The following is a 26,806-nucleotide window of genomic DNA, read 5'->3' on the forward strand; positions in this document are numbered from 1 at the left end:
AATCCTTAAGCCCCTATAAGCTTGGCAAGGTAACAGGCAGCAAAAGACCCTAAGGTTTTCCTGATACAGTTAATACAATAAAATTTAACATTTAATCATATTTTCGGAGGAAACCTAATGAGCTTACTTAAAGAGTTCAAGGCTTTTGCGTCCCGTGGCAATGTAATCGATATGGCGGTGGGTATTATCATCGGTGCCGCTTTTGGCAAGATAGTCTCATCCTTTGTGGCCGACATCATTATGCCGCCGATTGGGATCATTTTAGGGGGGGTGAATTTTAGTGATCTGAGCGTTGTGCTCCTCGCTGCCCAAGGTGATGCACCTGCGGTCGTCATCGCTTACGGTAAATTCATCCAAACCGTTATCGACTTTACCATTATCGCCTTCGCGATTTTTATGGGCTTAAAAGCCATTAACAGCTTAAAACGTAAACAAGAAGAAGCGCCTTCTGCTCCGCCCGCACCAACCAAAGATCAAGAACTACTGTCTGAGATCCGCGATCTGCTTAAAGCTCAACAGGAAAAATAAGCCTCAAAAGTCACTTAGGCAGAGTATTGAACATAAAAAACCCATCGATTTCGATGGGTTTTGTTTTTAACCTGTCAGGTATCGATTACTCTGCGGCTTCGTGCACGGTTTCGCTATAATCTTGCACCACTTCGGCGACACGGATGCGATAAGCGTTAAACAAACAAGGAACTATGCCAGTCTGCTCGGCAATGCTGTGGGCCATTTGATTACGCCATTGGGTAATAGAGGCCATATCATCCCAAAACGATAAGCTCAGCACCTTACCATCGTCGGTTAAGCTCTGAAAACGTTCAATCGAAATTAATCCCTTGCGGCCTTCTAAATACTGGCGCATTTCAGCGGCCACATGCAGATACTCTTCCTTTCCTTCTTTCGTGGGAACGACTTCAAAAATGACTGCGATCATACTCTCTCCAGAGATACTTATCCTTAATACCAGCGCTAAGCCTAGCCTATATCACACACTATAGCTCGCTGATTTTTAAACTTTAACATTGAGACTTACCACAAAATCATGCCAAGACTCAGCCCCAACTAGTCAAGCAATTTATCGTGTCGATATAACCAGCGGTATAAGGTCGGTAATACCAATAAGGTCAACGCCGTTGAGCTAAACAAACCGCCAATGATCACCACCGCTAGCGGCTTTTGGATTTCACTGCCCACACCCGATGACACTAAGATCGGAATTAACCCTAAGGCAGAGGTTAATGCCGTCATCAATACTGGTCGTAAGCGGCCCACAGTGCCTTCATAAACCGATTCATAGAGCGACTCGCCGCTCTGCCTGCGTTGGTTTATCGAATCCACTAATACCACTCCGTTGAGCACCGCCACCCCAAACAGCGTGATAAAGCCAATGGAGCTTGGCACCGACAGATAAGTACCACTAACAAACAACGCCACAATACCGCCGATGAGTGCTAACGGCACGTTCGCCATAATCAGTAATACCTGCTTAACCGCGCCGAAGGAGAAGTACAACAGCAAGGCAATCAAGGCGATTGAGACTGGCACTACCAACATCAGCTTTTGCTGTGCCCGCTGCTGATTCTCATACTGACCACCCACAATCACAGTATATCCAGCAGGTAGATCGGCCTTTGGCACCAGCGCGTAAATATCATTTACCACAGAGCCCATGTCTCGCCCCGCCACGTTCGCTTGCACTACCACGCGGCGCTGCACATCGTCACGGCGAATATTCGGCGGCGCCATTTCCACTGCAACGCTGGCCACTTCGCCTAAGCGCACAATTGCGCCATTGGTGCCACTCAAGAGCAAATCCTTAATCACATCTGGACTGCTGCGAAACTCGGCGGCAAGGCGTAAATTAATGTCGTATCTGGCGTTACCGTCGATGACTTGGCCAGCGCTGGCGCCACCAATACCTTGGCTGACGAGTGTCATCACCTGATCAACACTGATGCCATAACGGGCAAGCTGCGAACGGTCAGGCCGCACTACCAGCTGCGCCTCACCACTCACCTGTTCGAGGGACACATCCACAGCACCAGGGATTTTCGCCACCAGATCGGTCAGCACTTGGCCTTTTTCAGATAAGACTTCTAAATCGGGGCCAAAGAGTTTAATCGCTAACTGCGCCTTAACCCCCGAAAGCAGCTCATCGACCCGAGTCGCAATCGGTTGTGAGAAGGTGAGTAGCAGCCCAGGGAAGACACTGAGCTTTTCCTCCATCAGCCGTTGCAACTCCAAACGCGAACTGGCCGATTGCCATTCTTCGATGGGTTTTAGGCCGATATAGACTTCAATATTGCTGACAGGCTCAGGATCGCCGCCTAATTCGGGCGCACCGATTCGGCTTAAGGCATACTCCACCTCGGGGAATTCCAGCAGCAAAGCCTCAAGCTTAGGTGCGACATCCAAAGAGGTGCCAAGGCTGGCGGTGGGTGCTAACGTTACCCTCAGGTTAATCGTGCCTTCCTCTAACTCGGGCACAAACTCGGTGCCGAGTCTAGGCAGCAATGTCATGCTCATGACAAACATCAGCGCCGCACTGAGTACCACCATTTTAGGACGCGCTAGCGTTGCACTGAGCAGTTTGCGATATGCACTATCCAGCGGCCTTAAGATCACACTTTCTTTCAGCACAACTCCACGTTTAAACAGATATACCGCTAAGGCTGGCACCGCAATTAATGCCACCAGCAAGGCGGAAATCATCGCCAAAATAATGCTGACGGCCATAGGTTGGAACAGCTTGCCCTCAACTCCTTCCAGCGCAAATAGCGGCGCAAACACCACAATGATGATGGCGGTCGCGAAGAAGATAGGACTGCACACTTCTTTCGCTGCCAGCATAATGCGCACGGCCATATTCCCCTGATGTTCGTCATCATCAGCGTTAACACCCCCATCCTCATCACCATGGTACGGGTCAGTTTCACCATCGGCACGCGCCCTTGCCTCAGCTAAATGACGGCGATCCGGTTGGGTTAAATGTTTGAAAATATTCTCAACCATCACCACTGAGCCATCGACCAACATACCAATGGCCACCGCTAACCCACCAAGGGACATCAAGTTGGCCGACAGTCCGTAATAGGACATCACCATCAGCGCCAAACCGATGGATACAGGGATAGACAGCAACACCAACAGGGTGGCGCGGATATTCACAAGGAACAGCGCTAAGATCACCACGATAAACACAAAAGCCATCAGCAGCGCATCGCGCACTGTGGTAACGGCCTTATCCACTAAATCCGCTTGATCGTAAAACACCTCAAAGGACACGCCCTTCGGCAGCGCCTGCTCAATCAGATTAATCCGCGCATCGATATCATCAATCGTCGCCTTAGTGTTAGCGCCCATGCGCTTAAGCACTACGCCAGCGACCACTTCGCCCAAGGCTTGCGCCTGCCCCGCCTCATCACGGCGCGTCATAGTCACTGCGCCTACACGGATCTCACTACCAAAATCGACCTTTGCAATATCCCCCACTCGCACAGGCGTGCCACGTACTTCAGTGAGTGGAATTTGAGCAATCGAGGCAAGCCCTGCCTCTCCGGCGGGCAACATACCATAACCCCGCACCACTAATTGCTCTTGGCCTTGGTCCATAAACCAGCCACCAGCATTACGGTTATTGCTTTCGAGCGCCTCACTCACCTGCGCCATCGACAAGCCATAAGCACGCAACTTATTAGGGTCGACCTGCACTTGATATTGGCGAACTTCGCCGCCAAAAGATAACACATCGGTCACGCCGCCAACGGGCATCAAGATAAGTTTGACGAGGTAGTCGTTAAGACTACGCAGCTCGGCGGCATTGATGCCTGCACTTGGATCTGCCCGCAAAATATATTGATAAATCTGCCCCAATCCAGAGGTGTTAGGGCCAATTTCTGGCACACCCACCCCGCTTGGGATCATCTCCCGCGCCGCCTGTAACTGCTCAAACACTTGCTGTCGGGCAAAGTAAATATCGGTGCCCTCAGCAAAGACGACCGTCACAATGGACAAGCCAGTGCGCGATAACGAACGCACTTCAGTCACCGCTGGCAAAGCATACATGGCCGATTCGACCGGATAACTGATGAGTTTTTCTACCTCTTCGGCGGCCAAGCCCTCAGCCTCGGTATTGATGGTCACCTGTACGTTGGTGACATCGGGAAAGGCATCGAGATTCAATTTGGGCAACATGGCCACACTGGCAGCGACCGCCGCCAGCAGCGCCAACACCACTAATAGCCGATTTTTAATCGCGGCTTCGATTGCTTTTTGCAACATAAGAATTCCTTAAGCGAGAATCATAGGCACAGTGATAGGCATCGCGATTAGTGGGCATGAATATCAAAACCAGCTTTCGCCTGCTCCGATGCCAAGAAAAATGCCCCTGCAACTACCACCTTTAATTGTGCCTGCCGTGCTTTATCCAGCTCACTGCCACGCACTAAACTCAAGCCGCGCTGACGCTGCACCAGCTCGACCTCAATGGCTTCAAAACCATCCTCATCCTGAATAAAAATCTGCCAATCGCCATCACTGCTTCGGGTTAACGCTGCATCGGGTAATACAATTCCCGATGAAATACCTGACCCGCTACTCGCCGCTGCCGTGTTTTGAGAAGCATCGGCAAAGTAAAGCTCGGCAAATTGTCCTGCGTGCAACACATGATCAGGATTAGGCATACTGACTAACACTTGCTCAGTACGTGTCACGCTATCCAGCTCGTGGGAGCGGCCGATAATCTTACCTGCTAAGGTTTTATCTCCCACTTGGATCAAGGCTGGGGCACCCACCTTCACATTGACTGCCTGGGCAGGCGTTAGCTGAGCTTCCACCCAAAGGTGCGACTCATCGGTCAACTGCATTAATGGCGTGCCTGCGCTAAACACTTGGCCTAGCATGGCGATATCTTGCTGCACACGGCCGTCGATAGGCGCCAACAGTTGATAGCTACCGATAGCTTCAGGGCTCGACTCTAAGGTACGAATTTGCTCAGGGGTCATTTTTATCGCCTCTAAAATCGCCCGTTTCAGTTCGGCATCGACTTGAGCCTGCATTCTGCGACTGACGCTCACAGCGCCTTCACTCATGCGGCGCACGCGGCTCCACTCGGCAGCGGCATTAATGTAGTCCGCCTGTGCCTGCGCAACGGCTGCGCCACCCAAGGTAAGTAAAGGCTCACCCTTTTTCACCTCTTGGCCTGGTACCACATGGCGCGCTTGTACGCGAACATCGAGCTGTGGCGCTAAGGTCGCGGTTTTATCACGGTCAACCACTAAAGAAGCCGTTGCTCGAACATCGAGGTTTAAATTGGCAAGACTTAAGCTATCGCTGCTCAAGGGTAACAAACGAATTCCCGCCAGATCCAACTGCGCCGGTGTAAAGGTTAACGCTTGCTCACCATGGTCATCCGGTGCTTGCTCGGCAGCAGTACTCTTCGCTGCGTTGTTAACTTGTTTTTCGCCAGCATGATCATGGCCGTCACCAGCAAATGCTGACGTTGGCGTAATCAAGGTTAACGAGGTGAGCATCAGTGCCAACGCTAAACGTGATGGCGTAAACACCGATATGAAACCTGCGGCAGACACATTGGCGAAAGAGTGAAAAACAGATTTAGGAAAAGTTGAATTCATTAGTGTGACCTCACGATTGACTTGGCTGGCACGGCGTTAGTGGGAGAAGTAGCTGTTAACGAATCGATAAAGGGCAGCAGTTGACCGCTGTCCCCCATCCAGGTTAACCAGCTCTGATAAATCGCCGTTTCGAGGTTTAAACCGACCAAATAACTGGCCGCAAGTTGTCGCCGACTCTGTAAATACTCACTGGTGCTCACATCGCCCGAGCGCCACTGTTCACTTAAGGATTTAGCGGCTTTACTCCCCGAGGCTGCGACTCGCTCACGCCAATCTTGGTAACGCGCCAGTAAACGGGGTAAGGCATTGTTAAATTGCGCCTGTTTAGCAGTAAGCACTCGCTCACGGGCTAAGTAGGACTGCTCTGCGATAGCGATGCCCTTATCTGCAACCGACTGTAACTCACTGTAGTTATTACGAACCTGCAAGGGGATAGCCACACCGACGCCAAACTTGTTGTCAGAGCCTTCCCGTTCGAGACCAAGGTTGATGGTGGGATCCGCCGCTGTATCAGCCTTAACCTTCATGGCATTGGCCTTGGCCAATAACACCTGCTGATGGGCACTGGTCAATGCGGGTAATTCCGCTTTCGGGGCAATCATCGACACAAATTGGCCAATGTCAGAGATGAACTCCCTAAACTTGAGCTTATCAACCCCAAGTAACTCAATCACTTTACCTTCGGCGACTAAGGCCGCTTGTTCGGCCAGCGCATAGTCGGCGGTATTGCTTGCCAGTTCGAGTTTAAGCAGTTGCAACTCAACATCGGACAAATCTCCCGCGGCAAAGCGCTGCTCGGCAATATTGAGCTGTGCCTGAGTAAATCTTAATTGCTGCTCGGCAAAAGTAAGCGCCTTGTGACTTTGCGACTGCTCGGCCAGCGCTAATAGACGCTCGGCCAACATCTGACAGCGTTCTAACTGTATATCCGCTAACAGGATCTGCGCCTCGAGCTGGGCAAGGCGGGTTGCTACGCCACGCTTATCGCCCCAATCTATGGTTTGGCTCAGCCCTAGGCTGTAGGTATCTGTGTCGGCGTTTTGATAATTGAGTCCAAGTTCAGGGTTATAGACGGCGCGATCCGCCGCGGCAATCACCAGCTCAGCCTGTTGCTGCCGAGCAATTTGCGCCTGCACCTCTGGCAACTGATTAATTTGCTTGAGTAACTCTGGCAGCCACTGATTCAGCGAGGTTTGAGTTTCTTGGGTTAATAGTTCACCTTGCGCTACTGCATCTAGCTCTTTGACGTCTAGGCTTGAGCTTGCTGCAACAGCGTAGTTCACCTGTCCACCAACGAGCACTAGCGTACTCAACAGGCCAAACAAGGTCTGGGCGATAATGGTTTTCTTCATCGCAATTCCTAACAATATCTAAATAGGATTGGCCCCACGCTATCGACGTGCGGATACCAATCGAATGCTCCCCAGAGGCAAAATGTCGAATAAGCTCAAAGCGCTAGCGCGAGCCAAACACGTTAGAGGTTAATAAAACCTTTGCTTTGGGGATAAATTAAGGGCTTATTGCGGCGCGCCAGAACAATAGATACGCAACCAGAAATAAGCAGATATTGAGAGTTAAGCGATGGGTGGGCGGTACTTAGGTAATTGATCTGGAGGGAAATAGGCTAAATCCGTTGGCACATAGGCCGCTTCAAAGGCCGTAAGCGTTTGGCTGTCGGAATAGGAGAGTAAAGCAACATGACCGCCATGGCATTGGCAATCAAGGCAAAGGTCAAAGTTTTGAATTTCAGTAGTTTGCACTAAATGTGAGTGGCTACTAGCACTGGTAGTCGATACGCCCGCATTGAATGCGGCTTCACCAAACGGCTCGGTGCTGAATCTGGGAGTCTGCTCGTTGGGGCACACACAATCCACACATTGAGCTAAGGTGGTCACAGGAGCACTAAATTGTAGGTGGGGATGATTCTCGGCTTCTTCGACGCCATTGCCCGCATGTAACTGATGGGCACCCAAATTCGCGCCCGCAAATTGCAGCACGATAATGGCTATCAGTAGGGTCACCATTCGGCTAAAGAATGGCTTAGCGGTCGAAATCAAATATCACCTTTGGACGATTTAGTCATAATTCAGCAATAGCTTGTGCAAACTTAAGACAGGGATTTTAAGCATAAGTTCACAGCTTGCAAGGATTAATCTGTCAAGCTGTGACACTATTCGCTTGAAAAACTTACTTAAACACGCAGTGTTTGGCGTAATCGGCCGCTTCGTTCGCCGTCCAATCACCTTTAGGTTTTTCCTTCATTTGCTTACACCAAGCATCACTACCTACCTCTGGCGCACAGGCACTTAAGCCTGCGGTAAAGGCCAACACTAGGGCGATAGCGCCTAATTTAGCGGTCGGTTTGGCAGTCATAGTTTTCAACAAAGACATAGTTAATTCCCTATAAGTTATACCCACCATGGGTCATTAAAAAGTTGAACGTTTAGCGATCCACGCAATGGCTTTGGCTTTCTGCTCCAAGGGGAACCAAGCCACTTCGCCCTGCATAAAGGGGCCGAGTAAGCGCACAGCATTACCCACCCAATCTGGGCCGCCAACAAATACTAAAGCTTCAAAATTAGGAAGTTGGACTTCACCACTGCCCGTTAGCGACTCAAATTCCCAACCTTCAAGTAAGACGTCCGCCTCAATATACAGGCAAACCTGTCCCCAATCCTTGCGGTAACTCTTAATGGCCGGCTGTAAGCGGGTACGATAATCGGTTGAAGAGAGTCGACCACTGGCGAAAAGACTGATAACACCCTTAGCAATATCGGGGATTTGGCATAACATAAAGGCACTCCGAAACGAGAACACTATTTTGCGAACGGGCAACCACGCCTGCCCTGCAAGAATGCGCCCGATGATAACAAATCTATTGAAAAGCCATAAGCAGTTATTGCTCGCTTCTCAAAGCAATTGGACAAAACCCTAAGTCTGCCATGATAAAAATCTCAAACCGTGTGGAACTTCCGGAAAATGAAATCGAGTGGCAATTTATCCGCTCAAGCGGGGCTGGCGGGCAGAATGTCAATAAAGTCTCCACCGCCGCCCAATTGATTTTTGATATCAGAAACTCGTCATTACCCGAGTTTTATCAGCAGCACCTGCTGCAAAAAGCCGATCATCGGATTACCGCCAGCGGCAAAATCATTATCAAATGTCAGGCGAGCCGCAGCCAAGAGGCGAATCGGCAAACCGCATTGGAACAATTTATCGCCCTAGTTGCCAGCGTGGCCGAAGTGCCCAAAAAACGTATCCCCACCCGTGCGACCAAAAGCAGCCAAACCAAACGCTTAGACACCAAAAAACAACGTGGTGCCACTAAGGCTATGCGCCAGATTAAGTTGGATTAACCCAGCTTGCACAGTAACGACATTCATAATGCAAAATCCGCCCGAACAGGTTAAGTTAATGGCATTCAACCCGTTAAGGCATGTCGTAAAAGGAAAGCGTAATGAATCATAAAGTTCTGCTCATCAATGGCCCCAATTTAAACCTCCTTGGCCGCCGCGAACCCAGTGTTTACGGTCATCAAACCTTAGCCGATATCGTTGCCATTTTGAGTGAACAAGCTCAAGCAGCAGGTGTTGAACTTGAGCATATTCAATCGAATGCCGAATTTGAACTGATCAACGCGATCCATGCTACCGATGCGCAGATGATTATTATCAACCCCGCAGCCTTTACCCACACCAGTGTGGCCCTGCGTGACGCACTGCTCGGGGTGGATATTCCCTTCTTTGAAGTGCATTTATCCAATGTCCATGCCCGCGAGCCATTCCGCCACCACTCCTATTTGTCCGATAAGGCCATTGGGGTGATTTGTGGTTTCGGCGCCCAGGGCTATGAGTTTGCCCTCGCGGCGGCGATTAAGAGATTGAAGGCATAAACGCGATTAGCGTGAGTACAGGGAGCCACAAGCCATGGCGGTTGACCTTCGAAAGATCAAAAAACTGATTGAATTAGTGCAGGAATCTGGGATTGCAGAACTGGCGATTACCGAAGGGGAAGAGTCCATTCGCATCACCCGCTACGGCCCGCATCCCACAAGCGCACCTGAAGGCGCGCATAATCCTCCGCCTTCCACTGCATCAAGCCCAAAGCTGGCGAAAGCCCGTGACGCCCTGCCTGTGATTGAAGGCTTTGTGCAAGTATCGCCCATGGTGGGCAGCTTCCATACCTCGCAAGGCCAAACCGAGGCGCCCTTGGTGCGCATCGGTCAACGGGTGGCTCGCGGCGACACGCTTTGCATTATCGAAGCCATGCGAATGCAAAATCCCATCGAGGCCGAGCGTGACGGTATAGTCGGCGCTATTTGGGTGAAAGACGGAGATGAGGTCGCCTTCGACCAGCCGCTGTTCACTCTGATCGAAACCTAGACTTCGAAATAGAATTTAGAGGTAAAGATGATACTGATTACTGGCGCAAGCAGTGGCTTAGGCGCAGCATTAGCCGCCCTGTATGCCAAGGATAACCAAGCACTTACACTGACGGGACGCGATGCCAACCGTCTGCATACCGTGGCCAATGCCCTCAGCCCATTTTCGAATCAAAGCATTAGCGCCATCAGTGCCAATTTAGCAGACGAAGCGAGTGTCGAAGCGCTATTCGATGGCCTTACCGATGCCCCCGATACGGTTATCCACTGCGCTGGCAGTGGTTACTTTGGCGCACTGGAAACCCAAGGTGCGAGCGAAATCCAAGCGCTGCTGAATAACAATGTCACCTCAACGATTCTGCTGGTGCGTGAATTGGTGAAACGCTATAAGCAGCAAGCGGTTAAGGTGGTGATCGTTATGTCCACCGCCGCCCTCGCCGCCAAAGCGGGTGAATCGACCTACTGCGCCGCCAAATGGGCGGTGCGGGGCTTTATCGAATCGGTACGTTTGGAGCTCAAGCAAAGTCCAATGAAGTTGATTGCGGTTTATCCCGGCGGTATGGATACCGGCTTTTGGCCAAGCAGTGGTAAGAGTCTAGATACCTCAAGCTTTATGTCCGCCGATGAGGCCGCAGGCATGCTAAAACAAGCGCTACTCGCCACTGAGCACGGTTATATCGCCGATATCACCATACAAAGAGGTTAGGAAGTTTACTTAAAAGCGGCGCAGATATAGATCTGCGCCGTCATGGTCGGCTTAATCAATACAGTTTGCAGTACAAAGGTTATCAGCGCGGCGACTCTCCCTATGGGTTAACCACCACATGACTAAACCACCGAGGGATAAAAGTGCTGCGGCATAGCCAGTCGCGGCGATGCCTTGGCCAGATAAGATCACTAAGCTGCCAACCCAAGGGCCAATGGCATTAGCAAGGTTAAAGGCACATTGTACTAAAGCGCCCGTCATGGCTTGCCCATCGGGAGCCACATCCATTAATCGCGCCTGCACTATGGTTGCCAGACCAATCCCCGAACCCACAAAGAATACAATTGGCATTAATGCCCAGTAAGATCCCGTCAAACTTGGATACAGCGCCAATACTAAGGTGCTTAACACCAGCGACCAAAATGCCGCCGCCAGCGCCGACTTATCTGCCGCCCAGCCACAGACTAAGGTGCCTAAGGTGGCACCAATCCCAAAGACCGCCATCATCACCGGGATTTTAAAGGGCTCGACCTGGGTGACTTGGATCAGCGTTTCGGCCAGATAGGTATACACACAGAAAATCCCGCCAAAACCGATAGCCGCAATGCCGAGCGTGAGCCAAACTTCGCGGTTCTTCAGGGTTTGCAGCTCTTTTTTCGGGCTGGCATTTTGCGGTACGGCGACGTTCGGGGCGAGAAAATACAGCATCACGGCAGTAACGGTGGCAATAATCGCCACTATGCCGATACCAGAGCGCCAACCGACGGTTTGCCCCATCCAAGTCGCGAAGGGCACGCCAACGATAGTGGCCAAGGTTAAGCCGATAATCACCCGAGAAACCGCTCGAGCCTTCATCTCTGGCGGCACTAAGGACGCTGCCAGTAACATAGCCACCCCAAAATATGCACCATGGGGCAAGCCACTTAAAAAGCGGAAAAAAACTAACCAATTCAAGCTGGGTGCCAAGGCGCTTAAGCCATTGGCAACCGCCATCATGGCGGCCAAGGCGATTAACAACGTGCGCCGCTTAATCTTCACCCCCAGCACCATGATGATGGGCGAGCCTACCACCACCCCAAGGGCATAGGCGCTGATGGCATAACTCACATGGGCGACATCGACACTTAAATCGCTAGCGATATAAGGCACTAAGGTCATGGCGGCAAATTCTGTGGTGCCTAGGGCAAAGGTGCCTAATGCCAAGGCGAGTAACACCCAAAGCGCGCTGCTTTGAGCTGGGGGCTGAGAGTTGGGCTGAACTGCTTGCAAACGATTTCTCCGCGATTCTATAAAACGACAACTGGCTAAGAAAAAAATAGGAGCCCACTCGGGGCTCCAGTGATAGAAGCGTTGATAAAAATGGATTACTTAACTAACTGTTCTTGATAGGTTTGGCTATTCCAATCAAAGGCATAAAGCGTGCCTTGCCATTCATATAAGGTACGGCCATCTTGCTGCACTATTCTGGCATTGCTCGGCAGACTCGACACACTGCGCGCCGCCCGCGCCCGGGGAACTGCGGCAGTTGGCTCCGCTGAGACTGTTGAAGCTCTCGCCGTCGAGGCCGCCGACATTACAGTTGCGCTATTGGTTGGCATATTCGACACCATCCGACCTTCGCTCGGCGAATATTGCATGCTGGTGGTAACACGCACAGGCGCAGAAATGGCCACTGGCGTATCATCATAGCCCGTAGGGATCGACAAACCGATGCCCGAATAAGGCGAATGCCAGTAACGCTCGCGATTCCAACGCCAGTCGTCATTCCATATCCCATCATTCCAGCCATAGCCAAGGTTCCAGCCCGTCGCTAAGCCAACTCCTAAACCCAATCCCCAAGGATAATAGGGACGGTAATATGGGCGATAGTAACGATGGCTATCACTATGTTTATGATGCTTTTTATAGTGATTATCTTGGCGCCCATAACTCTCGCTATAGCGATCATTTGTGCCTCGATCCCCCGCAATAGCCCAATCTGGCGCGGCAAGACCACCGATCAACAAGGCGCCAAGTAAAGACAAAGCCAAGCCTGTTTTATGCCAAGGCTCCGCGTGCTTACTTAAGCAAACCGATTGATGTTGAAGGCATTTATCATTAGCAAGGAATGAATAGAATCTCATATAAACCTCGATATACCGGGCGTTGGTCAAATAAACACCGACCTAGGACAAGTATTTTACGCTTCCAAAGCTGGAAGATCACTGAATAGGTTAACCCTAAAACAGAAAAATGCTATAGTGCGCGCCACACGGATTTCCACTGCAGAGGCTATTTCCACATGAGTTTTAAGGATTTACGCAGCTTTATCGATCATCTGGAAGCCAATGGCGAACTCAAACGCATTAGCTACCCCGTTGATCCTCATTTAGAAATGACAGAGATCGCCGATCGCGTTCTGCGTGCCAAAGGCCCTGCACTTCTGTTCGAAAATCCAACTAATCATTCCATGCCAGTGCTGGCCAACCTCTTTGGTACTCCAAAACGTGTCGCCATGGCGCTGGGTAAAGACGACCCGTTAGCGCTGCGCGAAGTCGGTGAGCTATTAGCGTTTTTAAAAGAACCCGAGCCACCACGCGGCTTTAAAGACGCAATTGCAAAAATCCCTATGTTCAAGCAAGCCTTGAATATGCCACCCAAGACAGTGCGTAATCCAGCCTGTCAGCAAGTGGTTAAAACCGGTGATGAAGTCGATTTAACTCAGCTGCCGATTCAGCATTGTTGGCCGGGCGATGTCGCGCCACTGGTCACTTGGGGCTTAACCATTACTAAAGGCCCGCGTAAGAATCGCCAAAACCTTGGGATTTACCGTCAACAATTGCTCGGCAAGAATAAACTCATTATGCGCTGGCTATCCCACCGTGGTGGCGCACTTGATTTTGCTGATTTTAAAGAGCAATTCCCCGGTGAGCGTTACCCTGTAGTTGTAGCCTTAGGCTCAGATCCTGTGACTATTTTAGGCGCAGTCACCCCAGTACCTGATGCGATGAGCGAATACGCCTTTGCGGGATTGCTGCGCGGTGAACGCACCGAAGTCTGCAAAGCCTTAAGCTGTGATTTAGAAGTACCCGCCAGCAGCGAGATTATCCTTGAAGGCTATATCGATCCTGACGAAATGGCCGAAGAAGGCCCCTACGGCGACCACACGGGTTACTACAACGAGACGGATAAATTCCCCGTCTTTACTGTGACCCATATTACTCACCGTAAAGATCCGATTTACCACAGCACCTACACTGGCCGTCCACCGGATGAACCCGCCATGTTAGGCGTGGCACTCAACGAAGTGTTTGTGCCGATTTTGCGTAAGCAATATCCTGAAATTATTGATTTTTATCTGCCTCCTGAAGGTTGTTCTTACCGGATGGCAGTGATCTCGATTCGCAAACAATACCCCGGCCACGCTAAACGGGTGATGATGGGCGCTTGGTCCTTCCTGCGCCAATTTATGTACACCAAGTTTATTGTGGTGGTCGATGACGATGTGAATTGCCGCGACTGGAACGATGTGATTTGGGCCATTACCACCCGTATGGACCCGAAACGCGACACCGTGATGATCGATAATACCCCTATCGATTACCTCGACTTTGCCTCTCCCGTTGCAGGCCTCGGCTCCAAAATGGGCCTCGATGCCACCAATAAGTGGGAAGGCGAAACCACCCGCGAATGGGGCACGCCGATTGTGATGGACCCTAAGGTTAAGCAAAAGATCGACTCAATCTGGGATGAGTTAGGCATAGACGACAGCCCAACCCTATAATTCAGCTTAAGCACGACGTACCCACTTAAGCCAAGAGAATTGGCCGCGAATGGCCCTAATGCGACACCTCTAACAAAATAAAAAGGTGCAAAGGAAGTTTGATGAAAACCATACGTTGTAAGATAGAGAAAGTAACCCCCTTTAACGACGCCGTATATCAGGTGTGGTTAAAGCCTGATGCCCCCTTGGAGTTTCAAGCGGGACAATACCTGTGTGTTGTGATGGGTGAAAAAGATAAACGTCCCTTCTCTATCGCGTCCGCCCCTAATGCCGAAGTGATTGAGCTTCATATTGGTGCGGCCGTCAGCGAAAGTTATCCAATGCAAGTGGTTGAAAGATTGCGTAATAGCACGCATATCGACATCGAAGCGCCAGGTGGCAACGCTCACCTACGCCACGACAGCCTGCGCCCACGTTTATTGATCGCCGGTGGCACAGGCTTCTCTTACATAAAGAGTATTGTCGAGCAACAAATCGCCCTCGGCCAACAGGTCGAAACAACCTTATATTGGGGTTGCCGCACCCAAGATGCCATGTATTTTGAGACCATCGCCCGCCAATGGCACGACGCTCACCCTTGGTTACACTTTGTGCCTGTAGTAGAAGAGGCTCCAGCTAACTGGCAGGGTAAAACCGCTAATCTGCTCGCGCAAATCAGACAGGATTTTATTAGCCTCAATGGCTATGACATCTATATCGCAGGACGTTTCGATATGGTCGGTGCCGCCCGCGAAATCTTCCGCGAAATGGGTGTTGAAGAAGCCCATCTCTACGGCGATGCCTTCGCGTTTATCAAATAACGCATTGATTAGCTTGGCAGGATAACCTTTGCCAACCTAAGCTCAAACAATAAACCCCAGTGAAAACTGGGGTTTTGTTTTTATAACCGGATGCGTAAAGGCTAAGTATTTTAGCCAACCTCAAACAGATTTTTGTGCTTATTTTCCCAAATTATCAGCTAACTGTTTAGCGCGACCTGCACTCCACTTATCAATCATCTTTTCCAGTTCGCTTGCTGTAATAGGAGAATCTTTTTGGATGGTATCATCACTCTCGCGAGCATCTAATACTCGAACTAGTAACTTACCGCTTTGCGAGTCGAGCAATTGCGACATGCTGCCGACCTTCAGCAAGTAAGGCTCTTTACCAATCACCTCTTTAGTCACATCAATGGCAATCTTCGCGGGTAATAGATCGCGTAATTTAAGCTCTGGTCGAGTTAAATCGAAATTTGTCACCGCCGCCTGAACTCTGATAACTCCAGGCCCTGGCGCGGTAGCAACCTTGACCCCATTTTTCATCAACTCATTTTGGAACTTAGCATGGTAATAACGACCAATCTCATTCTGCTCATTGGCCGTTAATAGATACCACTGGCCATTCTCTTGACGAATAAATTGTAATGGATCGAGCAACACTTGATTGTACTGGCGCAGGTCAACGCCCTGCTCCTTATAAATACGCTGATTGGGATTGCTTTCGCTCGTTTTGAACGCATCAAAGGGCACCACCTGAAACCCACTCATAGCCCTTTCCTTTACCGAGCACCCTCCCATCCCCAGTAAGACCGTCGCCATAGCAATCATCACCACTTTGTTCATATTTGCTCCTGCACTGATTAATAATTTGTTTTCAGGATGAACACCGCGATAAGCAGGCCTTCTCCTAAGTAATATTCCAACCAACAGCCTTCCACAGTGGACACGACAAGGCAGCCCGTAACGACGACTCAAACAGTGACAACAGAACTCACTTTATCAAACGGGTTCAGCACTTTATCTTACTGATAGAATAGTAATAACGTAGATTTTAGCGATTAGAAAGTCGCGCAAGCATTTATCTGTAAACTAGGTATGTGCCATAGCGCTAACACAACATCTTTCATATGAAAAAACACCCAATACAACATTTCACTAAAAAAGATTGCAGATATACCGTTTTTTTGCAGTAGGTTTGTTTGAAATACAGCAGGACCAGTACCTGCGGCCTTTAGAGGGGATGGTGAACTTTTGTGATCTCGGCATTGGCTCTAAATCTCAAAAGAGTTGTGCCAGTCCGATCTTTCTTTGGACGAAACCATTTTAATATATGCGCGAAATTTAACATCAAAGATGTATCAATCAACTGTCAAAAATATATTTTGCAGCCTGTTATAAATAGTCATAAACTCCGAACTTATTAAATAATAACGTTCGGATAATTAAATGGTTAAGCAAGTTATCTTGGATTGGTCTCAAGGAAAAATTATTGATGATGAATTCTTTCCAGAAGATAAGCTAGGAAGAGAAAAGTACGCTACTTTTCTAACTAAACTGCTAGCATCTCAAGGTTATGATGACCAGAGAACTGATGATGACAAAAAACGGAATTATGTGCTTAATCTCAATGCTGAGTGGGGAGCAGGCAAAACTTACTTTCTCAAGCGCTGGTCCGAAGACCTAAAAGAGCATTATCCTGTCGTATATGTAGATGCATGGAAAAAGGACTACTCAGATGACCCTTTAATGACAGTTATTTCATCCATCATTGACCAATTAAGAAAGCAAGCAGGAAAAGATAAAAATTCTCCAGTATTCAAAGCTCCTCGTACGTTGATCGGCTTATTAAAGGCAGCGGCCCCTGGTATTGGTCGAGGATTATTTAAGCGATATGTAGGCATAGATCCTGTCGAAATTATGAATGCAGATGACGACAATGAAAATATTGGTCACATCAAGGGGGAAGATGGCCAAGATCTATTAGATAAAAATGGCAACCCTATTGATATGAGCTTTGCCGCTTCAGAAGCGGTTAAGTATCTAATTGATGAACATGATGCAAAATCCAAAGCGATTGATAGCCTTAAAAAAAGTGTATCTGAATGGGTTGGAGCTGTTGTAGGCCATAAACAAAATAGCTATCCCGCTTTCATTTTTATTGATGAACTAGACCGTTGTAGGCCTAGCTATGCTGTTGAAATGCTAGAAACCATTAAACATATTTTTGATATTGATGGGGTTGTATTTGTGATTGCAACTGACACAGAGCAGTTGCAGCATGCCGTTAAAGCGGTATACGGCGAGGGTTTTGACGCTAAAATTTACCTCGGGCGCTTCTTCAATAGTCGTTATAGCCTCAAGTCACCTAATTTAGAAAATTTTTTAGACGTACACAGCGATGCCAACAAGCTTTCAGAGGATTATTTAAAGAGAGTCAACATTGAAATATTCCCTCCTAATAGTGATGCTAAAATAACACTTAAAAATATATCAATTGTTCTTGAGGCCTTTAATGCCTCTCCGCGCACAGCAATTCAAATCACAGATAGAATACTGGCGACCATATCAAACATGCCCAGAGGTTCCAAGCTCGATATATTGATGTTGACGACTTTGCTTTGTATTAAAGAAAAGGACAATAAACTTTTTGAAGAAATCGTAAATGGTAAATTTGAACGAGTTATCCAGAAAGGTGATAGTACTAAAATCATCTATTTATCGGAGTGGATGGAAAGTTATATACCAAAAAGTTCCCATAACCGCCTTATTGAAATGAACTTCGACCCACAACAATATGAGGATAGTCAATTCACATACGGTCCATATTTTCGGCAAACAAGCATACCTTATCGCTCAGACACATATTGTTTTAACTTACTTGAATATCTGAATGAAATTTTCTCTTCTCACTTTGGCTCTTCAACCACATATCTTTCAGATTTTCTTCTTATAGGTGGCATGACCCGGCGTCTAGAAAGAGAAGACTCTCCTTTACAGAAACTTTGCAAGGCTCTTATCGAAGAATATCAAAAACCTCACACTCAAGGTATTAGCCTACTCCAAACATCTGGACTCTTGTGGGCTAAGTTTTTATATATTAGAAATCAGTTTGAAAATATCGATATGGATGAATATAAAGACTTTGTCGAGTTGGCATCCCCTCTGGATTGGATGGGGCAAGAGGATCTAACAGAAATAAAATAGGATTTGCATAATCCTTTGGGAATGAACAATACACCAAGGTTACAGAAGTTCACCTCCCCTGCGAAGTTGCTGAAGGGCGTTGAAGAAAATCGCGTAACGCAGACAGGAAGTCTGCGTAGCTTTCGGGGAAGGGGCGAATGAAAATCAGTGATTTTCGAGCTTATGAGCGAGAGGCAGGGACTGCCGAACTGGAGTGCTTTACAGGGATGTAAAGCGGACCCATCGGAAGCGTTAGCTATTTTCGAATAAGCACGAAGCCCCCTGCTTTATAAATAAAGAGTCAATGCATGTAACTTCGCTAGGGTGAGTGCTGCAACGCAGCTATACGAACGAGAGCCATGGACGGCGAACTGGCAGTTAAACATGGACGTTGTTCGGCGAGGACTCTTGTTAACGAAGGGGCAAGAGGGAATTGCTGTTGATCCCTCCTTGGTCGATTCATTATAAAAAATCAGGGGGGTGAAGCCCCACGACGTTGATTTAGCTTTAAAAACTCAAACGAAGTTTGAGTACCACCACCTACACCTGTGGTCTATGTAAATCAAACCGTAACGCTTCCGAAATCCCATAATAGGCCGATGGGCCGCCGGCGCGCAGCACGGGTTCGGCGAGGGCGGTTTGATACACCCCTTCACTATCGAGTAAATGCTTGGCGATATGTACGGCAACCACTTCTCCTAAGACTAGCCAAGTATCAATCTTGTCGCCATTGGCAGCAGTTAATTGAATACATTGAGAAAGCTTACATTCAAAGTTCACTGGGCTTTCGGCCACCAGCTCGGCTTGAACGATAGTGCCAGCCTTTGGGGTAAGTCCGGCAAAGGCAAACTCGTCCTCCCCACGGGGTAACATGGCGGAAGTTTGATTCATTTTCTCGGCAAGGCTGCGGGTAGTGAGATTCCAGACAAATTCGCCAGTGTCGACGATATTAGCAACACTGTCCTTCCAGCCCGTGCTGGCAAAGCCGATGATAGGTGGTTTGTAGTTGAAACAATTGAAAAAACTATAGGGCGCAAGATTGCGTTGTCCCTGTGCATTGCGGGAGGAGATCCAACCTATGGGCCTAGGGGCAATAATGGCATTTAAGGGATCGTGCGATAACCCATGTCCCTTACTCGGCTCGTAAAAATAGCGGTTTTCTACACTCATGCCTCATCCCTTAATCACAATGTAAATACTAAAGCATCATCTTACAGGACTTCGGCGAACCGCTAAATATTCTAATAGCTGAATAGCGCAAAGTATAAGGGGAACAATATGTTCCCCTTAGTTGATGTTGGTTAAGACGATGAACTTACCAGATCTTCACACGATCCTCTGGCGCTAAGTACAGCTTATCGCCGGGCTTCACATCGAATGCGGTGTACCAAGCGTCTAAGTTACGCACGGTCAGCGCGCGGTACATGCCAGGGGCATGACCATCGGTCGCCACGCGGGCACGCAGGGCTTCGTCACGCATCTTGGTTGCCCAAGTTTGCGCGAAGCCGATAAAGAAGCGTTGGTCGCCGGTAAAGCCATCGATAACCGGTGCAGGTTTACCGTTAAGCGAGGCATGGTAGGCATCGAGCGCTGCCGCTAAGCCCGCCACGTCGGCAATGTTTTCACCTAAGGTCAGCTTGCCGTTTACATGCAGATCTGGGAATGGCGCATAGGCATCAAACTGTTTCGCCAGTGCCTCACCCTGTTTAGCAAATTGGGCAAAGTCCGCCGGTGTCCACCAATTACGCATAGCGCCAGTCGAGTCGAACGCCGCACCATTGTTATCGAAGCTATGGCTGATCTCATGGCCAATCACAGCGCCAATCGCACCATAGTTATAGGCGGCATCGGCCTTAGCATCGAAGAATGGTGGCTGCAAAATCCCCGCTGGGAAGTTAAGCGCGTTTTGCACTGGCAGGTTAACCGCGTTAACCACTTGCGGTGTCATCCACCACTCGCCCTTGTCCATTGGTTTGCCGATTTTGGCGAGTTGATGGGCATATTCCACCTTTTCACCATTGATAGCATTGGCATAGGCATTGGTTGGCGATACGGCATAGGCATCGTAATTGCGCCACTTATCGGGGTAACCCACGCCAACGGCGATGGTCGCGACCTTAGCTAAAGCTTCCTTCTTGGTTGTAGGGTCCATCCACTCGAGTTTTTCGACCCGCTTACCAAAGGCACTGACGATGTTATCCACCATAGTGCTAACTTCGGCCTTGGCCGAGACCGGGAAATAATGCTCGGCGTAGGCGCGGCCCACGGCATCTCCAAGGTATTGATCCAAGGCGCTCAAGGCGCGTTTATCACGGCTGCGCTGCTCTGGCGTGCCCGACAGCTTAGTGCCATTAAAGGCAAAGGAAGCGTTATCGATAGCCGATGGCAATACATCGGCGTGGCTGTTGATATGGTGGAACACCAGCCAGTCTTTCCACGCATCCAACGGCTCAGAGGCCACCAGCGCCGACAGGCCAGTAATAGCACTGGCATGGTAAGCGGCAAATCTGTCTTGCTTGCCAAGCTGTGCGGCATCTAAAAATGCTGTCCAGTCGATGCCAGGGGCTTTAGCGTCAAAGTCGGCGCGGCTCCACACACCCGATGCCTTAGTGAAATCTTCACTGTCTTCACGGCTGGCGTGGGCGCTAGCGATCTTGTGTTCTAGGGCAAAAATACGATCTGCACGGCTAGCAGCATCGCTAATACCCGCATCGGTCAGCAGGGTCTCGATATAAGCGCGGTAAGCGGTGCGGATCTCGACCATTTTAGGATCGTCCGACAGATAGTATTCGCGCTCGGGTAAACCTAAACCGCCTTGGAGAAAATAAGGTAATACTTCACCCGGAGTCGCCAGACCTTGGGTGACGAAAATACCGAAGAGGTTTTCGGTGAAAAAGTCGGTGGCATTGAGCGGGTCCACATCGGCGCGCAGGTTAGCACCAAGCGCCGCCGATAAGGTGTGTTTATCCGTAATGGCTTGATAACGGGCTAAATCGGCTTCCATTGGCTTTATGCCCGCCGCATCGATTGCTGCGGTGTTAGTGTACGCCTTGTAGAAATCGGCAATGCGCGCATCATCGCTGCCAGCGGCGTGTTCGGCCTTGACTAAGTCGGCGATCAGGCTGGTTTTATGCTTTTCCGTCTCTTGGAAAGCCACTAAAAAGGCGCCCGTGCTTGAGCGATCGGCGGGGATCTCAGTGGTTTTCATCCATTCGCCATTGGCGTAGGTATAAAAGTCATCACCGGGTTTCACCTTGAGCGACATGGCCGCGAGGTTAATGCCAATCGGCATGGCGGGTTGGCTGGCGGCGGGCGCTGCACTGGTTTGTACTTTTGCTGTATTATCGCTGGCGACGGTTTGATTGGTGTTATCACCACAGGCAGTTAATCCCGTCAGTACTGTTGTTGACAGTAATAAGGCGGGGATCAGGCGGTCCGACATAAGAGACTCCTTCCGTTGTTATTCTTGTATTTTTGGTATTTTGGCTAATCTAGATGCTTGCTAGCATGGTCTGGCAGTGTAACTGGCGATATGGTGGGATGTAAAAGAAACTCACACTTTATGATAGAAAGTTAATGCAAAGTCTTTAATACACGCTTTTGAGCGGCGAGCCCAAAACAAAACAGCCGATGACTATCGGCTGTTTTAATAACATGCGAAGTTAGAGTTTGACTTGGGTGTACTGAGTCCACGCCAGCAGTTGCCCCATTTGCGGGACTATCCAAACGGCTGTGTCCTTATTTTGATAAACCCGATAATAGAACAGATCTTCATCGCGAATATCGTGCTTACGAATCGCGCGGTAAAACTGCATGGCCGAGTGGCTCACCTCATCGGGTTTGGTCAGCTCTTTTTGTGATACTTTGACATGAAAAACATCCACATTGAGATCACCTATCTGGGTTTGATATTGCTCAAAATCGCCCCGAATGGTGTACTTAATCGGTGTGGTTAAACAGTCCTGATCGGTAATGCATGAGGTGGAGTAAAACTTGCCTCGACTTTGCCCCTCGTACACCAGCGACATGCTGAGATCCGTGCGAACCAATAACTCACCAGCCACCGGAAAATAAATATCCGCATGGTAGTTATGCTCCAGTAGCTCCCCAACCCCTTTATCATCAACGGGTAAGACTACGCGGTTGTAGCGGATCCGCTCTTCCATCTTTTTACTAAGTGGAATAAATTCCGCCATACTCAGGCCAGCGGGTTTAGCATCAATCGAAGTGATATTGATGATGCCTTTGCCAGTACAATCCTTGGCATCTAACGCAGGGCATATTGCCATCGAATAGTTTTTACCATCCGTTGACGCAAAGGCACTGAAATAAGGTAAGCCATCGATATGATTGCCTTCTGGGGCTAAATGTTTTTGCCACCATGAGGGGTGTAAATGCTCTTCATCATCGATATACAACACCTGCGCCGTACCTAAGGTGCCACCAATATTCAGGCTGATATATTTATCGGCATTCCATTTCGCGACATGCTTCACCACAGCATGGTGATCGCTCCAGTACCAGATCAAGGTGAGGATCATCCCCAGCATGACGATACCAGCAACCTTAGTCCAAGCAGAGACACCCACAATCGCATCGCGGATAGCATCGGCATCGTTAATCGCCAACATTTTTACATGGGACTGTTCTGAGACGTGCAATTGATAACCGCGGCGCGCCACAGTTTTGAGCTGTACCTCGGTATAAGGCTCTAATTTTTTACGTAATGTGCTGATGCATTGGGTCAAAGAGGTTGGTGCGACCACGCGATCTGGCCAGCCTACTTGCAGCAATTCTTCCTTGGTAAAAATGGCATTCGGCGATGACAGCAGCAACACGAGTACAGCGGCTTCTGAAAAAGTCAGGCCGATCTCGGTTCCATGAACATGGTCAACAAGCAGCTTGGCCTGTTCATCTAGCATGAGGTATGAAGTAATTTTATGCATGTTAAGCGCCCAAAACTAAGCCAAAACAATAGACTATGATTGCGCTAACAACGGGCAAACACAGTGAAACTCAGTTTCACCCGAGAGCAACCGTGACTTGTGGCTACCAAATCAAGATGGCTTATTTTACCTTTTAACAACATAAAATACTGTGACTCTACACTCAGTTTACCTATTGTTTTTTAAGCGTAAATTTAAACTAATGCAGGGGTATCTAAACTTCTTGGCGATTAAAAATAACGCAACAAACCAGTAGCAAAACAGTCAACCAGCCCACAAATACACCATACATTAAGGGCAAGCCTATACCCGTTTGGGAAATTAGGGCGAGAGTACTCTTTGCCGATAAGGTATCGGCAGGGTTTGCGAGTAAGTTTAAAGCCCGGAAAAGATCGGTAGGATTGATTAAAATCAATAGGTTAAATAGTTGACGATTGAGTACTTCAGCCATACTGACGAGGGCTGTTAATAGTACCAAATCGTAGACCAACACCAACACAAACCAGAGCAGCAGTAATACACCTAAGGCTTTGGCTTTTTCCCGCACACATAGGCTCACGCAGTAACCTAAGAGTACAAACACTAAGGACAATAAAATTCCGCTACCCATCAGATGAATAAAGCCAATCACTAAGGCCAGCCGTGCGTGTTCGGCTCCAAGGACAAGCAGCAACAAGGCCGTTAAGCCAAATCCCAATAAACAGGCAGTGGCCATCACATAGGCGTGGCCGAGTAATTTGCCACAAACCAAATGCCAACGAGCCAAGGGGTAAGTCAGCAACAACAGCAAGGTGCCCGATTCCCGCTCACCAACAAAGCTATCGTAGCTAAGTAAAATGGCACCCAAAGGTAAAATAAACACCGCGAGCGTGACTAAACCAGAAAAAATTTGCGCGCTCTCAAATACCACTAAACTGCCCGATACTGCGCTGCCCATAAAACTCACACACAGCGAAAGAATCAATAACATACCCGCCATAAGCCATAACCAACGGTTACGCAGATTGTCTTTAAATTCTTTTACCGCAACGGCTTGAATCAATGTCAGCGCCATAGGAGGACGAAAACTCGACAAGCCTTGCTGCTTTTCTAACTGACAGATTTGGCTCATGCCACTAACTCCGAATTAAGGTTTTCTGTACCCGCAAAGGTGTTGCAACTGGACGCGCTCTGGGGGTGAAGATTCGCCATATAACAATGAAAAATATCCTGTAAACTCGGCGGCACAATAGAAAACTCATGGATATTCAGGGAGTGTAATTGCTGTATCACCTTGGCTTTTAGCGCATCAGGCACCCTTAAGCACACTCGGTCTGAGGCTGAGGGTTCTAACAGTGAGGCGAACAACGCTTGGCTTAGCAACTGCTGATATTGCAGCGGCGTAAAGTGATGCAATTCAATCAGGCTGGGTAGCGAGGTTGCAGCCCTAAGACTGAGCAAATTCCCTGAGGCAAGCATCTGGCCTTGGCCTAAAATCAGCGCGCTATCCATTTGATCTTGCACTAAACCTAACTCGTGGGTACTGATAATGATCGCGCAGCCTTGGGCCTTAAGTTGCGCCATTTTTTGATACAAAAAGGCCGATGCCAGAGGGTCGAGCCCGACAGTCGGTTCATCCAGCAGCAACACTTTAGGATCAGCAAGCACCGCCTGCGCTAAGCCTAAACGTTGGCGCATCCCCTTGGAAAAGGTGCGCAGCCGTTTATCCTTAGCCGCCATCAGACCAAACTCTTCCAGTAAAAGGTTAACTCGCACAGGTGCAACGCCCTTAAGCTTGGCAAAGTAGCTTAAGAGTTCATGCGCCGTCATATTGTCATAAAAGCTAACATTTTCAGGCAAATAGCCTAAAGATAAATTCGCATTCACCCGTTTGGCTTGTACCTCTTGCCCCTGCACAAATAACTGGCCCGCGCTTGGGGATACCAAGCCTAAAATCATTTTTATCAGGGTAGATTTACCGGCACCATTATGGCCAAGCAGCGCTAAGGTTTGGCCTGTACACACCTCAAAATTAAGATCTTTTACCGCTTCAAATTCGGCATATCGCTTACTCAATCCCACGGCCTTAACAGCCACTTGCCCTTGGGCGGCAGCTTGCTTTGTCATTAATGTCAGCGCCTGTGGATTGATGGCGTTGTTGGTAAAATGGCTCATATTCCATCTCCCTCTGTGGTCAGTCGCATTAAGGGGAAACTATCACTCACACCGCTGACACTCGTTGGCTGAAACTGCCGCTCTACCCAACGCAGCAGCAATACCACTGGGCTTTCCATCAGTAGTTTCGCCTCGGGATAGAGCCAAAATAGCTTGTCTAAATTGTCGTTAGGTCTGTGGGTAACATCCCCCACTCCGTCGCCATTAGCATCCCAGCCGCGGTATTCAGACCAATAATTGCCCTGCCCCTGATAACTCCACTCCAGCTGCACTTCACCGACGTACTTAACTTGGGTCTGATTGGCTAAAATACGATTATGCCAAAGGCGGTTTGCTTCGCCGCCCATCGCCATGCTGATCCCAGTATCACTGTGACTAAATTCATTATCTTGAATGCGATTATTCTGCGCGGCGTAGATAAAAATGCCCTTGCCTTCGTTACCGAGTTCTACCGAACCTTGGGGATGCTTCACGTCTGTGGCGATATTCGCCTGAATATGAGAGTCGTTGGTGATATTGAGCAGAATGCCAAAGTCCCGCGCTTGGCTGACGCGATTATGGTGCAGGTAGATTTGTTGTGAATTCATCAATGCGTAGCCGCCGTCGACGCTAATCGCTTGATTGTTTGAGGCTTCATCACCTCGGGTATACATGTAGTGGATGCCGTATTGAAGCTTAGTGAATTGATTATGGAGAATTTTGCTGTCCGTCACCGACTCGAGATATACCCCATCACGGACAAAGATAACATGATTTTGTTGCACATCGGGCGCGGTCACATGCTTAAGGAAAATCCCATCGCCTCGGTCTAATACATAGATAGCGCCATTGCCACTGATGCTATTTTCAAGAATACGGGGCGCAGCAAGTTGCTCACCATAAATCCCAAAGCCATCCCCCACCAGCCGATTGCCCTTAATAAGCACCTCGTCTGCCCCTGGCTGCAATAAAATGCCTGCATCATGGTAATAAAGATCCCGCCCCCAATGGCGGATATTGAGTCCTTCGACAATCACTTTGGGTGCAGTAATGGTGAGGGCGCTGCCTTGGCGTAGGGCATCGAGGGTCGCGCCCGCTTCGGCCTTAATATGAATGGAGCGGGTGACACTGAAATTACCTTCATACACTGCGGTATCAAGTACGAGTGTGTCACCGTCCTGCGCCTGCGCCAATGCTTGGGTTAAAGAGGTAGTATCTTTAACCCTTAACTCCTGCGTCACACCGATAAAGGATAAGGTGCAGAGCCAACAGAGGAGCAATAAACGCAGCATGATCAATC

Annotated in this window: 24 protein-coding genes; 8 read left to right on the top strand and 16 right to left on the bottom strand. The window is 49.0% G+C overall.

Translation table 11 applies throughout. The annotated features are described in order from the left end of the window. The first annotated feature begins 117 nt into the window (after positions 1-117). The gene (mscL, locus tag HG547_RS07850; RefSeq protein ID WP_037413967.1) at positions 118-528 is read left to right on the top strand and encodes a large-conductance mechanosensitive channel protein MscL; all 411 of its coding nucleotides are present in this window, start codon (positions 118-120) and stop codon (positions 526-528) included. 85 nt (positions 529-613) lie between these two features. On the opposite strand, the gene HG547_RS07855 is transcribed toward mscL, so the two are convergent. The 7 genes from HG547_RS07855 to HG547_RS07885 form a co-directional block, all read right to left on the bottom strand. Next, positions 614-937 carry an antibiotic biosynthesis monooxygenase gene (locus HG547_RS07855; protein WP_037413966.1) on the bottom strand — a complete coding sequence of 108 codons (324 nt, stop codon included), beginning with the start codon at positions 935-937 and terminating at the stop codon, positions 614-616. A gap of 128 nt (positions 938-1,065) precedes the next feature. Next, positions 1,066-4,284, bottom strand: a complete 3,219-nt coding sequence (locus tag HG547_RS07860) for an efflux RND transporter permease subunit (RefSeq protein WP_088586196.1) — start codon at positions 4,282-4,284, stop codon at positions 1,066-1,068. 47 nt (positions 4,285-4,331) lie between these two features. Next, positions 4,332-5,636, bottom strand: a complete 1,305-nt coding sequence (locus HG547_RS07865) for an efflux RND transporter periplasmic adaptor subunit (protein WP_169547535.1) — start codon at positions 5,634-5,636, stop codon at positions 4,332-4,334. Further along, positions 5,636-6,988 (bottom strand): TolC family protein, encoded by a 1,353-nt coding sequence (locus tag HG547_RS07870; RefSeq protein WP_169547536.1) that lies wholly within the window; start codon positions 6,986-6,988, stop codon positions 5,636-5,638. The genes HG547_RS07865 and HG547_RS07870 overlap by 1 nt, the downstream gene beginning before the upstream one ends. Positions 6,989-7,210: 222 nt before the next feature. Continuing rightward, positions 7,211-7,660, bottom strand: a complete 450-nt coding sequence (locus tag HG547_RS07875; RefSeq protein ID WP_055648734.1) for a hypothetical protein — start codon at positions 7,658-7,660, stop codon at positions 7,211-7,213. Between the two features lie 163 nt (positions 7,661-7,823). Further along, complete coding sequence (locus HG547_RS07880; RefSeq protein WP_037428695.1) at positions 7,824-8,027, bottom strand: DUF3012 domain-containing protein; 204 nt, start codon at positions 8,025-8,027, stop codon at positions 7,824-7,826. A 36-nt stretch (positions 8,028-8,063) separates the two neighbouring features. After that, on the bottom strand, positions 8,064-8,429 hold the full coding sequence (locus HG547_RS07885; protein WP_023268861.1) for an STAS/SEC14 domain-containing protein: 366 nt from the start codon (positions 8,427-8,429) through the stop codon (positions 8,064-8,066). Between the two features lie 149 nt (positions 8,430-8,578). Between HG547_RS07885 and arfB the strand changes: the two genes are divergently transcribed. From arfB to HG547_RS07905, 4 genes are all read left to right on the top strand, one after another. Further along, complete coding sequence (gene arfB, locus HG547_RS07890; RefSeq protein WP_037428698.1) at positions 8,579-8,992, top strand: alternative ribosome rescue aminoacyl-tRNA hydrolase ArfB; 414 nt, start codon at positions 8,579-8,581, stop codon at positions 8,990-8,992. A gap of 101 nt (positions 8,993-9,093) precedes the next feature. Next, positions 9,094-9,528 carry a type II 3-dehydroquinate dehydratase gene (aroQ, locus tag HG547_RS07895; protein WP_037428701.1) on the top strand — a complete coding sequence of 145 codons (435 nt, stop codon included), beginning with the start codon at positions 9,094-9,096 and terminating at the stop codon, positions 9,526-9,528. Between the two features lie 34 nt (positions 9,529-9,562). After that, positions 9,563-10,018: a biotin/lipoyl-containing protein gene (locus HG547_RS07900; protein ID WP_169547537.1), complete on the top strand. Its 456-nt coding sequence runs from the start codon at positions 9,563-9,565 to the stop codon at positions 10,016-10,018. Positions 10,019-10,045: 27 nt separating this feature from the next. Then, positions 10,046-10,723, top strand: coding sequence for an SDR family NAD(P)-dependent oxidoreductase (locus HG547_RS07905; RefSeq protein WP_037413948.1), 678 nt, complete (start codon positions 10,046-10,048; stop codon positions 10,721-10,723). Positions 10,724-10,774: 51 nt separating this feature from the next. Here HG547_RS07905 and HG547_RS07910 read toward each other — a convergent pair whose 3' ends face one another. Both HG547_RS07910 and HG547_RS07915 read right to left on the bottom strand, forming a co-directional pair. Next, the gene (locus HG547_RS07910; RefSeq protein WP_169547538.1) at positions 10,775-11,992 is read right to left on the bottom strand and encodes an MFS transporter; all 1,218 of its coding nucleotides are present in this window, start codon (positions 11,990-11,992) and stop codon (positions 10,775-10,777) included. 95 nt (positions 11,993-12,087) lie between these two features. After that, the gene (locus HG547_RS07915) at positions 12,088-12,846 is read right to left on the bottom strand and encodes a hypothetical protein (protein WP_169547539.1); all 759 of its coding nucleotides are present in this window, start codon (positions 12,844-12,846) and stop codon (positions 12,088-12,090) included. Positions 12,847-13,004: 158 nt separating this feature from the next. Here HG547_RS07915 and ubiD point away from each other — a divergent pair, with 158 nt between their 5' ends. Then, on the top strand, positions 13,005-14,486 hold the full coding sequence (ubiD, locus tag HG547_RS07920) for a 4-hydroxy-3-polyprenylbenzoate decarboxylase (RefSeq protein WP_055648675.1): 1,482 nt from the start codon (positions 13,005-13,007) through the stop codon (positions 14,484-14,486). A gap of 101 nt (positions 14,487-14,587) precedes the next feature. Beyond that, the gene (gene fre, locus HG547_RS07925; RefSeq protein ID WP_169547540.1) at positions 14,588-15,286 is read left to right on the top strand and encodes an NAD(P)H-flavin reductase; all 699 of its coding nucleotides are present in this window, start codon (positions 14,588-14,590) and stop codon (positions 15,284-15,286) included. Positions 15,287-15,424: 138 nt separating this feature from the next. On the opposite strand, the gene HG547_RS07930 is transcribed toward fre, so the two are convergent. Then, positions 15,425-16,012, bottom strand: coding sequence for a DUF3313 domain-containing protein (locus tag HG547_RS07930; protein WP_248278721.1), 588 nt, complete (start codon positions 16,010-16,012; stop codon positions 15,425-15,427). 678 nt (positions 16,013-16,690) lie between these two features. On the opposite strand from HG547_RS07930, the gene HG547_RS07935 reads away from it, so the two are divergent. Next, positions 16,691-18,448: a P-loop NTPase fold protein gene (locus tag HG547_RS07935; RefSeq protein WP_169547541.1), complete on the top strand. Its 1,758-nt coding sequence runs from the start codon at positions 16,691-16,693 to the stop codon at positions 18,446-18,448. 519 nt (positions 18,449-18,967) lie between these two features. On the opposite strand, the gene HG547_RS07940 is transcribed toward HG547_RS07935, so the two are convergent. The 6 genes from HG547_RS07940 to nosD form a co-directional block, all read right to left on the bottom strand. Further along, positions 18,968-19,597 carry a flavin reductase family protein gene (locus HG547_RS07940; protein WP_169547542.1) on the bottom strand — a complete coding sequence of 210 codons (630 nt, stop codon included), beginning with the start codon at positions 19,595-19,597 and terminating at the stop codon, positions 18,968-18,970. Positions 19,598-19,742: 145 nt separating this feature from the next. Beyond that, entirely contained in the window at positions 19,743-21,869 is a 2,127-nt protein-coding gene (locus HG547_RS07945; protein WP_169547543.1) for a M13 family metallopeptidase, read from the bottom strand. A gap of 220 nt (positions 21,870-22,089) precedes the next feature. Then, on the bottom strand, positions 22,090-23,373 hold the full coding sequence (locus HG547_RS07950) for a helix-turn-helix domain-containing protein (protein WP_037413903.1): 1,284 nt from the start codon (positions 23,371-23,373) through the stop codon (positions 22,090-22,092). Positions 23,374-23,587: 214 nt separating this feature from the next. Continuing rightward, positions 23,588-24,484, bottom strand: a complete 897-nt coding sequence (locus HG547_RS07955; RefSeq protein WP_169547544.1) for an ABC transporter permease subunit — start codon at positions 24,482-24,484, stop codon at positions 23,588-23,590. Then, complete coding sequence (locus HG547_RS07960; protein WP_169547545.1) at positions 24,481-25,527, bottom strand: ABC transporter ATP-binding protein; 1,047 nt, start codon at positions 25,525-25,527, stop codon at positions 24,481-24,483. Before HG547_RS07960 ends, HG547_RS07955 begins: the two co-directional genes overlap by 4 nt. After that, positions 25,524-26,798, bottom strand: coding sequence for a nitrous oxide reductase family maturation protein NosD (gene nosD, locus HG547_RS07965; RefSeq protein WP_169547546.1), 1,275 nt, complete (start codon positions 26,796-26,798; stop codon positions 25,524-25,526). Before nosD ends, HG547_RS07960 begins: the two co-directional genes overlap by 4 nt. Positions 26,799-26,806: the final 8 nt, after the last annotated feature.

Origin of the sequence: Shewanella sp. DNRA4, from assembly GCF_012843185.1 — a bacterium.
Taxonomy (GTDB): domain Bacteria; phylum Pseudomonadota; class Gammaproteobacteria; order Enterobacterales; family Shewanellaceae; genus Shewanella; species Shewanella xiamenensis.

Bases quoted from the DNA above. Each gene is read 5' to 3' on its own strand.
- HG547_RS07900 (WP_169547537.1), top strand. From the start codon at position 9,563: ATGGCGGTTGACCTTCGAAAGATCAAAAAACTGATTGAATTAGTGCAG.
- HG547_RS07905 (WP_037413948.1), top strand. From the start codon at position 10,046: ATGATACTGATTACTGGCGCAAGCAGTGGCTTAGGCGCAGCATTAGCC.
- HG547_RS07950 (WP_037413903.1), bottom strand. From the start codon at position 23,373: ATGCATAAAATTACTTCATACCTCATGCTAGATGAACAGGCCAAGCTG.
- HG547_RS07860 (WP_088586196.1), bottom strand. From the start codon at position 4,284: ATGTTGCAAAAAGCAATCGAAGCCGCGATTAAAAATCGGCTATTAGTG.
- HG547_RS07915 (WP_169547539.1), bottom strand. From the start codon at position 12,846: ATGAGATTCTATTCATTCCTTGCTAATGATAAATGCCTTCAACATCAA.
- fre (WP_169547540.1), top strand. From the start codon at position 14,588: ATGAAAACCATACGTTGTAAGATAGAGAAAGTAACCCCCTTTAACGAC.
- arfB (WP_037428698.1), top strand. From the start codon at position 8,579: ATGATAAAAATCTCAAACCGTGTGGAACTTCCGGAAAATGAAATCGAG.
- mscL (WP_037413967.1), top strand. From the start codon at position 118: ATGAGCTTACTTAAAGAGTTCAAGGCTTTTGCGTCCCGTGGCAATGTA.
- ubiD (WP_055648675.1), top strand. From the start codon at position 13,005: ATGAGTTTTAAGGATTTACGCAGCTTTATCGATCATCTGGAAGCCAAT.
- HG547_RS07945 (WP_169547543.1), bottom strand. From the start codon at position 21,869: ATGTCGGACCGCCTGATCCCCGCCTTATTACTGTCAACAACAGTACTG.
- HG547_RS07880 (WP_037428695.1), bottom strand. From the start codon at position 8,027: ATGTCTTTGTTGAAAACTATGACTGCCAAACCGACCGCTAAATTAGGC.
- HG547_RS07885 (WP_023268861.1), bottom strand. From the start codon at position 8,429: ATGTTATGCCAAATCCCCGATATTGCTAAGGGTGTTATCAGTCTTTTC.
- nosD (WP_169547546.1), bottom strand. From the start codon at position 26,798: ATGCTGCGTTTATTGCTCCTCTGTTGGCTCTGCACCTTATCCTTTATC.
- HG547_RS07940 (WP_169547542.1), bottom strand. From the start codon at position 19,597: ATGAGTGTAGAAAACCGCTATTTTTACGAGCCGAGTAAGGGACATGGG.
- HG547_RS07930 (WP_248278721.1), bottom strand. From the start codon at position 16,012: ATGAGTGGGTTTCAGGTGGTGCCCTTTGATGCGTTCAAAACGAGCGAA.
- HG547_RS07955 (WP_169547544.1), bottom strand. From the start codon at position 24,484: ATGAGCCAAATCTGTCAGTTAGAAAAGCAGCAAGGCTTGTCGAGTTTT.
- aroQ (WP_037428701.1), top strand. From the start codon at position 9,094: ATGAATCATAAAGTTCTGCTCATCAATGGCCCCAATTTAAACCTCCTT.
- HG547_RS07870 (WP_169547536.1), bottom strand. From the start codon at position 6,988: ATGAAGAAAACCATTATCGCCCAGACCTTGTTTGGCCTGTTGAGTACG.
- HG547_RS07865 (WP_169547535.1), bottom strand. From the start codon at position 5,636: ATGAATTCAACTTTTCCTAAATCTGTTTTTCACTCTTTCGCCAATGTG.
- HG547_RS07875 (WP_055648734.1), bottom strand. From the start codon at position 7,660: ATGGTGACCCTACTGATAGCCATTATCGTGCTGCAATTTGCGGGCGCG.
- HG547_RS07935 (WP_169547541.1), top strand. From the start codon at position 16,691: ATGGTTAAGCAAGTTATCTTGGATTGGTCTCAAGGAAAAATTATTGAT.
- HG547_RS07855 (WP_037413966.1), bottom strand. From the start codon at position 937: ATGATCGCAGTCATTTTTGAAGTCGTTCCCACGAAAGAAGGAAAGGAA.
- HG547_RS07960 (WP_169547545.1), bottom strand. From the start codon at position 25,527: ATGAGCCATTTTACCAACAACGCCATCAATCCACAGGCGCTGACATTA.